We start from the raw sequence: 11,695 nt of genomic DNA, 5'->3' as shown, positions 1-11,695 counted from the left end.
CTAACCCCCATAATTAATAGTTTGGATTTTCCAATATAATTGCAATGCCTTGCCCACCACCAATACATAAACTCGCAACACCATATCGAACATTTCTTTTATTCATTTCAACTGCTAACGAATAACTAATGCGCGCTCCACTAGCTCCAACTGGATGGCCTAGTGCTACAGCACCACCATTGACGTTCACCTTTTCTTCATCGATTTCAAGTTCTTTCACGACTGCTAAAGACTGCGCTGCAAATGCTTCATTCAATTCAAACAAGTCAATTTGATTAATTTCTAACTTTGCTTTTTGTAATGCTTTTCGAATCGCTGGTACTGGCCCAATTCCCATATATTTAGGATCTACACCAGCTATCCCCCAAGAAACAATTTTCGCTAATGGTTGTAATTTATTCTTTTCTAAGTAATCACTTGATACAACTAAAACTGAAGCAGCACCATCATTAATACCACTGGCATTTCCTGCTGTCACGGTTCCAGTTTCTTTGAAGGCTGGATTAAGTTTTCCTAATCTTTCAGCAGAAATGTCAGTACGAATATGCTCATCTTGATTAATAATAATTTCTTTGCCTTTTTTTCCTTTTAGCACAACTGGAACAATTTCTTCTGCAAAGCGGCCACTTTCACGAGCGATAGATGCCTTTTTGTGTGAGTTCATAGAGAAAGCATCTTGTTCTTCTCTAGTAATTCCATACTTATCCGCTAGATTTTCAGCCGTCATTCCCATGCCACAACCTGCATATTGATCATATAATGTCTCCCAAAGCATGTCGTCAATTTCAGGTGCTTTATTAGGAGAACCAAAACGAGTGCCCCGTAATACATGAGGTGCTAAACTCATATTTTCAGTCCCCCCTGCAATAGCTGCATCGGTTTCACCTAAAATAATATTTTTCGCAGCAGAAACTATTGCCTGTAGACCAGAACCACATAGACGATTAACTGTCAATGCTGTTGAATACTCTGTCATCCCGCTCTTTAACCCAATATGTCTTGCTAAATATGCGGAATTACTCGTTGTATGAATAATATTCCCAAAAATAATTTCGTCGATAGATTCTACCTCTACTCCACTACGTTTTATCGTTTCTTTAACTGTTGCTACCGCTAAGTCTATATCACTAGTATTTTTAAATGAGCCGCCAAATGTTCCAAATGCTGTTCTAGAACCGTTTAAAATATATGCTTCCATTTTCATCACTCCCCATAATGATTTAAATTTACATACCACCAGAAATATTTAAATTTTCCCCTGTAATACCTGAAGCTTCATTTGATGATAAGAAGTAAACACCATCGGCAATTTCTTCTGTGCTTATGAATCGTTTCATCGCTTGCTTTGGATACATAATTTCAGCTAATGCTTCAGCTTCAGTCATCCCTTTACCTTCTAAATCTTGTATTTGTTTTACTAGCAATGGCGTTTTTACTGGTCCAGGTAAAACAGCGTTGGCTGTAATACCAAATTCAGCACCTTCTAATGCAGTTACTCTTGTCAGACCAATTACACCGTGTTTTGCTGCAACATAAGCGACTTTTTCAGGTGTAGCCATTTCTCCATGTACAGAGGAAATATTCACTATACGTCCATACTGTTGCTCTTTCATATAAGGAATAGCATGCTTAGTCATAAGAAAAGACCCAGTAAGCATGACATTAATTAATAAATCCCACTGTTCTGTTGGGAAGTTTTCAATTTTTTCACGATATTGTAATCCTGCATTATTTACCAGAACATCTACATTCCCTCTAGAAGCGACTTGCTGTAATGCTTCACGAACTGAATCTTCATTTGTCACATCAAGTACTATCGCTTTCACTTGATTACTATATTGATTTTGTAATTCTAATACTCTATCTAAATGGAGATCTGCTGCAAATACAAAATCTCCTTGGTCAACAAATTTTTTCACCATCGCTTGTCCAAGTCCACCTGCAGCTCCAGTAATAATAATATTTCTCATTATTTTACCTCCAATGATTTAATACCCAAATGAGGGTTTGTATTTAACAAATGGCGTACTAAAGATTCATCGCGCTCTACTACATACCTATCGACACCTTTTCCAGGATACTCAAAGAAACCCTTTCCTGACTTCACACCAATATTCCCAGCTTGTACACGATCTTTAATGACACAAAAATCTCGTACAGAAGATTCGACTTTCGGTTGTAATTGATCTAACACTATATTCCAAATATCTAGTCCACCAAAATCGATAATTTTTAATAACCCACTTGATGAAAAACGGAAACCTGGACCAGCAAATAAGGCTGTCTCTAAATCCTCTTTACTAACTACTCCATCTTCTAATAATGCTAAAGCTTCTCTTGCTAATGCGACTTGAATACGGTTTGCCACTAAACCTGCAACTTCTCGTTTCACTTCAATCGTCACTTTATTTTGACTTTCTAAAAATGTTTTAACATCTGTATATACTTTTTCATCTGTTTCATTATTTTTTAACATCTCTACAAGTGGTACTATATGAGCGGGATTGAAGAAATGTGTTAACAACACTTTGCTTCTATGTTTTTCAACATGAACGACAATATCTGATAATCGTAAACTTGATGTATTAGATGCTAATATTGTATTTTCTGAGCAAATATTATCTAGTTCTTTAAAAATAGCTTGTTTTACTTCCAAATTCTCACTAGCCGTTTCGATGATTAAATGACAATCTTTTAAATCCATTAAGCTAGTAGTTAGTTGAACATTTTTATATACTTCTTCATTTGTCAATGTAATGTCGAAACCTTGTCTGCGAAAAATATCCAAATACGTGTCAAATTTATTCATAGTAACTTGCAATATCTCTTCAGACAAATCATTTAAAATAACTTTCGTACCATTGATAGCAAATTGAAAAGCAATACCAAATCCCATCGTTCCTGCACCTATTATCCCTACTGTTTTAATCATATGAAACACACTCCTTTTTAATAGAATAAGATTGCTACAATCAAAGCCGGAATACTTGCCAAAAGTGGCGCAATGACCGAAGTTGCAAATATATGCTTATATGCATCTTTATGGGTTAATTTAGAAACAACTAAAATTGTAATAACTGCACCATTATGTGGTAATGAATCTAAACCACCAGACGCTATCGCTGCAATTCGGTGTATTGCATCAGGGTTAACGCCCATATCTAGATAAACCTTTGATAGCGCTTCCATTGCTATCGCTAAACCACCAGAAGATGAACCTGTTATACCCGCTAATGCTGTAGTAGCTATGAATAATGAAATCAATGGACTACCCGGAATATTAGTCATGGCATCCGTGAAGAAAGCAAAGCCTGTTGTTGCAGCTATAACTGCACCATAACCGACATCTGCACTAGTGTTAATTATCGGTAGTACAGCTGATGTTGCCCCAAGATTTAGAGTATCTCGTTTCACTTCGATGTACTTCCAAAATAGAACAACAGAAGTTACTACAGCAATCATTAATGTATATACAATTTCAAGCTTTATAATATTTAATAAGAACAACAGAAGAATTGGAGGTAAAACACTTAGTATAATACTTGGTAATTTTTTATCGACATATATATCTACAATTTGTTCTTCGCTATGATCAGGGTTTTTCATATTCAAATATGTTTCTTGTCGTTTCTCAGATCTTTTTAAAACAAATTTCATGTACCATAGGTTAATGGCAATAACAAATACAGTTGCTACTAAACCTATAGCGGCCCCAGATGTAACTGTAGTACCTAAATATTTTGTAGGAATGATATTTTGAATAGACGGTGTTCCTGGCAACATTGTCATTGTAAAAGTGCCAATTCCAGTAAAGAATGCTGGTATAAATAGATGCCAAGGAATCTCAAGTTCTTTAAATAAAGGTTTAGCGATTGGTAACACAGCAAAAATGACAACAAATAAGCTAATTCCACCGTATGTTAAAAAAGCACAGATTAGCATAATTGAAACCAAAACTTTCATTTTGCTATTTTTACCTAAAATACGAAGTAAAGCCTCAGCAATTTTTCGTGCTGCTCCACTATCATCCATTAGCTTGCCAAACATAGCGGCGAACAAGAAAATAAGGTAATAGTTCTTAACATAATTAACAAAACCACCCATATATTCAGTTTGGTAGGTTTCCAAAATAGGCATTTGATTGCATACCATCACAAACAGACTTACCACTGGAGCTATAATAATGATACTAAAGCCTCGAAGTGCTAAAATAATTAATAATATCAGTGAAACAATAATAGTGATTAAACTCCACATGTAAACACCTCCTATTTAGCTATCTCGACTTCATATAATAATGGTAATCCAACCTTTTCAATTAACGCCTCAATAGTTAAGTCTCCGTATAAATCAACAACTTTTACACCTTCCGAAGTAAACATAAATGTTGCATACTCCGAAACAAACAAATCTACTTTTCTTTCACCGCTAGATTCATAAGTAAGTTGATCTACTAATTTTGAAGAGCCGTCTTTTGCAAATAAAGTTGATGCAACTATTACCTTCTTAGCACCTGCAACCAAATCCATAGCTCCTCCAACACCCAAAATTGGTTGGTTAGGAACTGCCCAGTTAGCAATTTCACCACTTTTATCTATTTGTAATATTCCTAATATTGCGACATTTAAATGCCCACCTCTAATCATTCCAAATGAATCTGCACTATCAAAAAATGAGGCGCCTTTCGTAATAGATACTGGTGTCTTACCGGCATCGATTAGATCAATATCTACGGCATTCTCTTCAGGAGGGGGTCCCATTCCAATAAGCCCATTTTCTGATTGTAGATATACTTTCTTTCCTTCTAAAAATGAGGAGACTAAAGTCGGAATACCTACTCCGAGGTTTACTACATCACCTGCTTCAAGCTCTTGAGCTATGCGTTTTGCAATAATTTCTCGTTTATTTAACTTCAACGTACTCACTCCCTTCTTTTATGTAAGTACTTTGAACAACATAATCAACATAGATATGTGGTGTAACGATATGCTCAGGGTCTAACTCACCTACTTCTACAATTTCATCTACCTCTGCAATGACAAAATCGGCTGCAGTTGCCATCACTGGATTAAAATTACGTGCAGTTGTATGATATACCAAATTTCCAAGTCTATCGGCTTTAGCTGCTTTTATGAGAGCTACATCCCCTCTAATGCCCTTTTCAAATACATAACGTTGCCCATCTATTTCACGAATTTCTTTATCTTTTGTTAGTGCTGTACCAACTGCTGTCTTTGTATAAAAACCACCAATTCCTGCACCACCACAACGAATTGCCTCTGCTAAGGTTCCCTGTGGTAAAAGTTCTATTTCTAGTTCTCCTTTAGACCAAGCCATCACAGCTTCTTTATTTATAGTAAAGAAAGAGCCAATCGCTTTTTTAATTTTTCCTTCCATAAAAACCTTATGAAGTCCCATACCACTATCCCCAAGATTATTACTAACTATTTCTAAGTTCTCAATGTCAGTATGCAATACTTGATCTAACACACTTAATGGTGTTCCAGAAATACCAAATCCACCTACAAGAATTCTCATATCGCTCTTTAAAATATGACGTATCTCCTCTAATGAAACTATTGTTCCCATCATTCACCCTCCTTTTATAGTAATAATTATATCTAGTTCAATTTATTGGAATAAAATACTAGACTGTGGTCTAATATTAATACACAGAATTTCTATAGTCAATCGCTAATGGGAGAGAAAAAATGAATAAAAAAGAGAATAAACAACTTAGAGGAGTAATAACAAGAGAAAAAATTTTAACCACTGCATTAGAATTATTTAAAAAAAGAGGATACAATAAAGTAACTGTTGATGAAATTATTCTAGCAAGCGAAACTTCAAAAGGTTCTTTTTATCAACATTTCCCTTCTAAAGCTTCTATTTTTTTATATCAATTTTCAAAAGCGGATGAATATTATACTGAAATATCAAAAAATATTCAAAATGATCTTTTAGAATTAACAAAAATTGAATATTTTTCTCTTGAGGTATTAGATTTTTTAGATAAAGACATGGGAAAAGAATTAATGAGAGTTATATACAGTTCAGCGATTGAATCAAATGAACATACTTTCTTCATTAATGCAAATCGACCGTTATTTAAAATAATAAGAACATATATTGAAAAAGCATTCTCCAACAATGAAATTAAGAATGGTTATTCTCTAGACGAAGTATATACTACTTTAATTCAAGGAATTATGGGAATTATCTATCATTGGGGTATAAATGATAATATCACTTCTTTAAAACAAGTCGGGCAACCATTGCTTTCTGCTATAATAATAGGTTTCAAAACACCTTCTAATATAATTACTTCTACAGAAGAAAAACCTTCTTACTAATCAGTCTCTCGATTGAGTCGAGTTTTCTTTTCAAAGTAAGACTTTAGCTTAGTTATCATATTACTAGTATGAATATTTTCATCTCGTAATAAAACAGGGAACAAAATTATTATTATTTAAGTAAAACAAAAACCCACAAACTGACTAATCTTCGTCAGCTTGTGGGTTTTCTGTTTCTTCGGTTGCTTCTTTTTTAGATTCGAAATTAGCTCCGAATAATTGAGGTGCTCTTTCAAGCTGCTCAATAAATGATTTTGACTTTAAACGCATGCCCGTTTGTTCTTCATAAATCGTTGTACTAATTTTTTTTATAAACTTTTTTGTTTCTTTCTTAAGCGTCAGCTTCCCTATTTTTTCAATAGGTACACTATAAAACATTCTGATAAGCTTTAACTGAGTTGGTGTTAGGCGTATTATATACGGATCTTGGTGGAAGCATCGATGACAAAGGAAGCCCCCTTGCGTAAAAGAAAAAGCAAATTCTCCATCAACAGCACTACAACTTGCACATTCATGCAATATTGGTTGTACACCAGTAAAAGGAAGCATTTTCCATTCAACAAACAATGCGATAGCTTCAGGGTCGTAACCTTCTTCAATGGCACGTAATGCTTGCACTAACACTTCAAAAGCATAAGGCTCCGCTTTTTCTGATTCAATTAAACGATCGACAAGTTCAACTGCATAACTTGCATAAGCGGTTGCTACAATATCTTCACGAATATGACGCATCGACTCAAGAGGTTCGCCTTGTTGCACAGTGCCCATACCACGTCCTTGTTGAATTAAAAAGGAACCATATGTGAATGGTTGCGTAACTGAAGCTAAACGACTAGATGGTTTTTTCGCACCGCGAGCCATCGCCGTTACCTTTCCAGCTTCTCGCGTCATAAACGTGACTATTTTATTGGTCTCGCCATATGGTTGTGTTTTTAAGACAATGCCTTCCCATTTATTCAGCAATTGTCTTCACATCCCTAACTTAATATTCGTCTTCTCTGAAACCAAAGTCACGTAATTGAGAAGATTTGTTACGCCAGTCTTTTTGTACTTTGACCCAAAGTTCTAAGTATACTTTACTGCCTAAAAGCATCTCAATGTCTTTACGTGCGCGGATTCCAACTTCTTTCAATAGGGCACCTCGTTTACCGATGACAATCCCTTTTTGTGAATCACGTTCTACAATAATTGTAGCCATTACACGAATCATATCTTTATCTTCATCTTTTGCAATTTTGTCCACTTGTACTGCAATTGAATGTGGAATCTCTTCACGTGTTAAGTGCAACACTTTTTCACGTACTAACTCTGAAATAATGAAGCGCTCAGGATGGTCTGTTACTTGGTCAGCTGGGTAATATTGAGGGCCTTCAGGTAAATAATTTTCGATAGTTTCAAGCAAACGATCAACATTATTACCATCAAGAGCAGAAATTGGAATAATCTCAGCAAAATCATATTCAGCTTTATAATCTTCAATTGTGTGCAATAAGTTATCAGGGTGCACTTGGTCAATTTTATTGATTACTAAGAAGACAGGTGTCTTATTGCCTTCAAGCATTTCTAAAATGAACTGATCCCCTTTGCCTAACTTTTGAGTTGCGTTAACCATGAACATAATGACATCAACTTCTCGCAAAGTGTTTTTAGACACTTTTAACATGAATTCTCCCAATTTATGTTTTGGTTTATGAATTCCTGGTGTATCGATGAAAACCATTTGGCTATTATCTTGTGTTAAAACACCTTGTACTTTGTTTCGTGTTGTTTGTGGTTTATCACTCATAATGGCGATTTTCTGACCGATAACACGGTTTAGAAACGTTGATTTACCTACGTTTGGTCTACCAATAATTGAAATAAAGCCTGATTTGAATTGATTATTTTCCTGCATTCCTTAAATCCTCCGGTGTAAAGGCACCTGGTAAAAGTTCACGAACTGTTGTCTCTTGAACATCGCCTTTTAAATTTGTTAAGTAAACTGGCATATCTGGTGCGCAAAATTCAGCAATAACTTGGCGACATGCTCCACATGGTGAGCATGGCCCTTCTGTATCTGCAACAACAGCTAGCGCAGTAAATTCTTTTTCGCCTTCTGAAACAGCCTTGAAAATGGCAGTACGCTCTGCACAGTTCGTCATACTGTAACTCGCATTTTCAATATTGCATCCACGGTAAACTTTACCGTCTTTTGTTAGTAGAGATGCACCGACTTTAAATTTTGAATAAGGGACATGGGCATTTTCGCGTCCTAGTTTTGACTCTTCCATTAATTGATGTTTGTCCATTAGAATCACCTCATGTAAATTAATTAATTCATCCACTTAGGCAAAAAGATGAGTATCCCGATTATAGCACTTGCACAAGCAAATACAAGTACGGCACCTGCAGCCAGATCTTTTGACTGTTTGGCAAGAGGGTGTATTTCTGTTGTAGTAAGATCCACTACTCTCTCAATTGCCGTATTAATCATTTCAAGGGTCAGCATAATAGCAATGACAATAATAATCACTAACCATTCCATTAGCGATAATCCAGTTAGCAAACCCGCGCTAATAACAACAACTGCCGCTAACAAATGGAAACGGAAGTTCTGTTCTCTAAATGCATATAATATCCCTTGAAACGCATATTGAAATGATTTTAAAAATTTACTGACGTTCATTAGCATCACGGCTTAGGCCGTATGATTCAAGAATTTCATCTTGTTTGCCGAACATTACTTTTTCATCTTCAGGCACTATATGGTCATAGCCAAGCAAATGTAAAAAGCCATGTACAGCTAAAAATCCTAATTCTCGTTCAAATGAATGTCCGTATTCATCCGCTTGTTCTTTTGTACGATCGATTGAAATAATAATATCACCTAAAATACGCGGCATACCTTCAGCAATAATTTCCACTTCGCCTTCTCCCATTTCTTCAAGGGCAAATGAAATGACATCTGTTGGCGCATCTTTTTGGCGATATTGTCGGTTAATTTCATGAATTGCTTCATTTGTTACAAACGTCACGGATAATTCTGTTTCATCTTCAATATTTTCAACTGTCGCAGCGTGTTGTAGTAATTTTTCTACTAGCTCGATATCAGAATCCTTTACTTTGGATGTTTCATCTAAAAAATCAATGTTTAAACTCATATAGTTGCCTCCTAGGCTTATTTTGGCTTCGGATATTCGATACGTGAATGGAAGATACCATTTAGCGTTTCACAAAAAACTGCTTCAATCTTTTTTAATTCCCGTACGGAAAGATCGCATTCATCAAATTGTCCATCCTGTAATTTATCTTGTGCAATGGCATGAACCAGCTTTTGAATTTTCTCAGCATTTGGTTCTTTCATCGAACGAACAGCAGCCTCTACGCTGTCCGCTACACTTATTATAGCAACTTCTTTCGTTTGTGGCTTCGGTCCAGGGTAACGATAATTAGATTCAATTACAGCCGGATTTTTTTCCTTCTCTTTATAATAAAAGAATTTCAAAAGACTTGTCCCATGATGTTGTCTTGCAATGTCTATAATTTCTTTTGGCATTTTATGAGCTTCTAACATCTTAGCTCCATCTTCAGCATGCGCGATAATAATATCTCGACTCGTTTCTGCTGGCAGGCTATCATGAGGATTGATCGCCCCTATTTGATTTTCAACGAAAAATCCCGGCCTTTTTGTCTTTCCAATATCATGATAATAGCAACCAACTCTTGCAAGCAAGCCATCTGCTCCAATAGCTTCACAGGCAGCATCAGCAAGGTTTGCAACCATCACACTGTGATGATAAGTACCAGGTGTTTCTACTAAAATCTTTTTTAATAATGGATGATTTGGGCTTGATAACTCTATTAATCTAAAGGATGACAGAATACCGAATGCCGATTCGATAAACGGTAATATCCCTAATGTAAGTGCACCTGACAATAAGGCAGAAACTATGGATGCGACTAAATAATACGCAAGTTCGGTCATACCATATGTAGATTGAGTCAATAGTAAATAAAATCCAATAAAAGTTGCATTAACTAAAGCAATACCCATACTTGTTTGTAAAATACGCGAACGTTTTTCAATCCCTTTATTGAAAAATAAACTACTTAACCCACCGAAAATAATATATAAAGATACTTCCATTTGAATTACAGTAGCGTAACCCTCTTGGAAAATGACGCCTGCTGCAACCCCTGTCATAATCGTAATGATGATTGCGATACGCTCATTAACTAGTAACCTAATAAGCATAGGTGCCATCGCTACAGGGTAAAGAAACCCTATCATTACTTCGAATTCGTTCTTGATGAGACTCAGCAATTCCATCACGACAATAGATAGCAAATATATTGTCACTGTAATGATTAAATCACGGACTTTTGTTTTTTCTTCGGTTTTCCAATTACGGAAAAGAGCAAAAAAGAATGCCATCTGTAAAGTGATCAATAAGAATAATCCTAATATCGGCTTACTTGATGTATGATCAGCAAGCATCCCTGCTAACTCTAATTCTCGGAAAACATCACGATCGATCACTTGTCCTTCTTGTACAATAATTTGACCTTGTAATATACGTGTTGGATCAACACTAGCCTTTGCTTGTTCAATTTGTTCCTTTGTTAAATCTGGATTTTCCTTTTCAGTTTCTGTTATAGAGAACCTTCCAATTGAAACGAGTGTTGCTCGAATTTCTTCTGGAAATTCAGGTTTTTCTCTAATTTCTTTATCAATTTTCGCCTTTATTTCTGCTACATGATCAGTTCGAATAGGTTCAGATAGCTGCTTCTTCACAAGTTCTGTTAACTCATCACGCGTTATTCGCAAAGAATCATTATCTTGTTCAAGTAATGCTGTCAATTCTTGATCAGTAAACCGAAGTCCTTGACCATCTGTTTTTAAAGCGTTTAATTTTTCTCGTAGTTCTGCTACACGATCTTGCATAACAGCTTCTTTTTCTTTTTTAGTTTTTCCTTCTTCAATTGAAGTCTTCACTTCTAAAACATAATCAAAAATGGACTTAATCATTGATGCACGATTTTTCGCAATCTCTTCAGAATATTGATAGACAGGCTTAACCGCACTAGCTGCTTGCTCTCTATCTTCCTCGGTTTTTACGGTGTCCTCCACTGTCTTCATCGAACGTATCGTATCCGGCGATAATTGAAAAAGTTTTAAGTCGAAATGTTCGCCCCTCACATTCCCGAGCATCAGTGAAAATTGCAAAATGCCCGTGACAGTTAATATGACGGCAAGTAATACCGGAAAACGAAAGTACTGCATTAGCTTTTTTAAAAAAGCATCCATACAGCCACCTCCTATCTATAGACTATCATATCAACAATTGACATTTTTTTCACAA

The 11,695-nt window shown here is 35.7% G+C and carries 13 protein-coding genes; 1 reads left to right on the top strand and 12 read right to left on the bottom strand.

Going from position 1 to position 11,695, the window contains the following annotated elements:
• Window positions 1-13 precede the first annotated feature (13 nt).
• The 6 genes from MKY02_RS06330 to MKY02_RS06305 are packed head-to-tail and all read right to left on the bottom strand — an operon-like array spanning window position 14 to window position 5,589.
• Complete coding sequence (locus MKY02_RS06330) at window positions 14-1,198, bottom strand: acetyl-CoA C-acetyltransferase (RefSeq protein WP_412104692.1); 1,185 nt, start codon at window positions 1,196-1,198, stop codon at window positions 14-16.
• A gap of 28 nt (window positions 1,199-1,226) precedes the next feature.
• Window positions 1,227-1,970 carry a 3-hydroxybutyrate dehydrogenase gene (locus tag MKY02_RS06325; RefSeq protein ID WP_051448767.1) on the bottom strand — a complete coding sequence of 248 codons (744 nt, stop codon included), beginning with the start codon at window positions 1,968-1,970 and terminating at the stop codon, window positions 1,227-1,229.
• Window positions 1,970-2,932, bottom strand: a complete 963-nt coding sequence (locus MKY02_RS06320) for a 3-hydroxyacyl-CoA dehydrogenase family protein (RefSeq protein ID WP_076034384.1) — start codon at window positions 2,930-2,932, stop codon at window positions 1,970-1,972. Before MKY02_RS06320 ends, MKY02_RS06325 begins: the two co-directional genes overlap by 1 nt.
• A 17-nt stretch (window positions 2,933-2,949) precedes the next feature.
• Window positions 2,950-4,257 carry a GntP family permease gene (locus MKY02_RS06315; protein ID WP_038187007.1) on the bottom strand — a complete coding sequence of 436 codons (1,308 nt, stop codon included), beginning with the start codon at window positions 4,255-4,257 and terminating at the stop codon, window positions 2,950-2,952.
• A gap of 11 nt (window positions 4,258-4,268) precedes the next feature.
• Entirely contained in the window at window positions 4,269-4,916 is a 648-nt protein-coding gene (locus MKY02_RS06310; protein WP_038187011.1) for a CoA-transferase, read from the bottom strand.
• Window positions 4,903-5,589 carry a CoA transferase subunit A gene (locus MKY02_RS06305; RefSeq protein WP_412104693.1) on the bottom strand — a complete coding sequence of 229 codons (687 nt, stop codon included), beginning with the start codon at window positions 5,587-5,589 and terminating at the stop codon, window positions 4,903-4,905. The genes MKY02_RS06310 and MKY02_RS06305 overlap by 14 nt, the downstream gene beginning before the upstream one ends.
• Before the next feature lie 122 nt (window positions 5,590-5,711).
• On the opposite strand from MKY02_RS06305, the gene MKY02_RS06300 reads away from it, so the two are divergent.
• Window positions 5,712-6,353 (top strand): TetR/AcrR family transcriptional regulator, encoded by a 642-nt coding sequence (locus MKY02_RS06300; RefSeq protein ID WP_038187028.1) that lies wholly within the window; start codon window positions 5,712-5,714, stop codon window positions 6,351-6,353.
• A 144-nt stretch (window positions 6,354-6,497) separates the two neighbouring features.
• Here the strand turns inward: MKY02_RS06300 and recO are convergent, their stop codons facing one another.
• Genes recO through MKY02_RS06270 form a run of 6 tightly spaced genes read right to left on the bottom strand, consistent with a single transcriptional unit; the run spans window position 6,498 to window position 11,640 of the window.
• Window positions 6,498-7,316: a DNA repair protein RecO gene (gene recO / locus MKY02_RS06295; protein ID WP_038187060.1), complete on the bottom strand. Its 819-nt coding sequence runs from the start codon at window positions 7,314-7,316 to the stop codon at window positions 6,498-6,500.
• Between the two features lie 19 nt (window positions 7,317-7,335).
• Window positions 7,336-8,247: a GTPase Era gene (gene era, locus MKY02_RS06290; RefSeq protein ID WP_038187062.1), complete on the bottom strand. Its 912-nt coding sequence runs from the start codon at window positions 8,245-8,247 to the stop codon at window positions 7,336-7,338.
• Window positions 8,234-8,641, bottom strand: a complete 408-nt coding sequence (locus MKY02_RS06285) for a cytidine deaminase (RefSeq protein ID WP_038187064.1) — start codon at window positions 8,639-8,641, stop codon at window positions 8,234-8,236. The genes era and MKY02_RS06285 overlap by 14 nt, the downstream gene beginning before the upstream one ends.
• A gap of 23 nt (window positions 8,642-8,664) precedes the next feature.
• Complete coding sequence (locus tag MKY02_RS06280) at window positions 8,665-9,018, bottom strand: diacylglycerol kinase family protein (RefSeq protein WP_038188237.1); 354 nt, start codon at window positions 9,016-9,018, stop codon at window positions 8,665-8,667.
• Window positions 9,005-9,493 carry an rRNA maturation RNase YbeY gene (gene ybeY, locus MKY02_RS06275; RefSeq protein WP_038187067.1) on the bottom strand — a complete coding sequence of 163 codons (489 nt, stop codon included), beginning with the start codon at window positions 9,491-9,493 and terminating at the stop codon, window positions 9,005-9,007. Before ybeY ends, MKY02_RS06280 begins: the two co-directional genes overlap by 14 nt.
• A gap of 17 nt (window positions 9,494-9,510) precedes the next feature.
• Window positions 9,511-11,640, bottom strand: coding sequence for an HD family phosphohydrolase (locus MKY02_RS06270; protein ID WP_038187069.1), 2,130 nt, complete (start codon window positions 11,638-11,640; stop codon window positions 9,511-9,513).
• Between the last annotated feature and the right edge of the window lie 55 nt (window positions 11,641-11,695).

It is taken from the genome of Viridibacillus sp. FSL R5-0888 (genome assembly GCF_038009105.1).
GTDB classification, from domain to species: Bacteria; Bacillota; Bacilli; order Bacillales_A; family Planococcaceae; genus Viridibacillus; species Viridibacillus arenosi.
The sequence above is the reverse complement of the archived record's forward strand: the minus strand, read 5'-3'. Positions and strand labels throughout refer to the sequence as shown.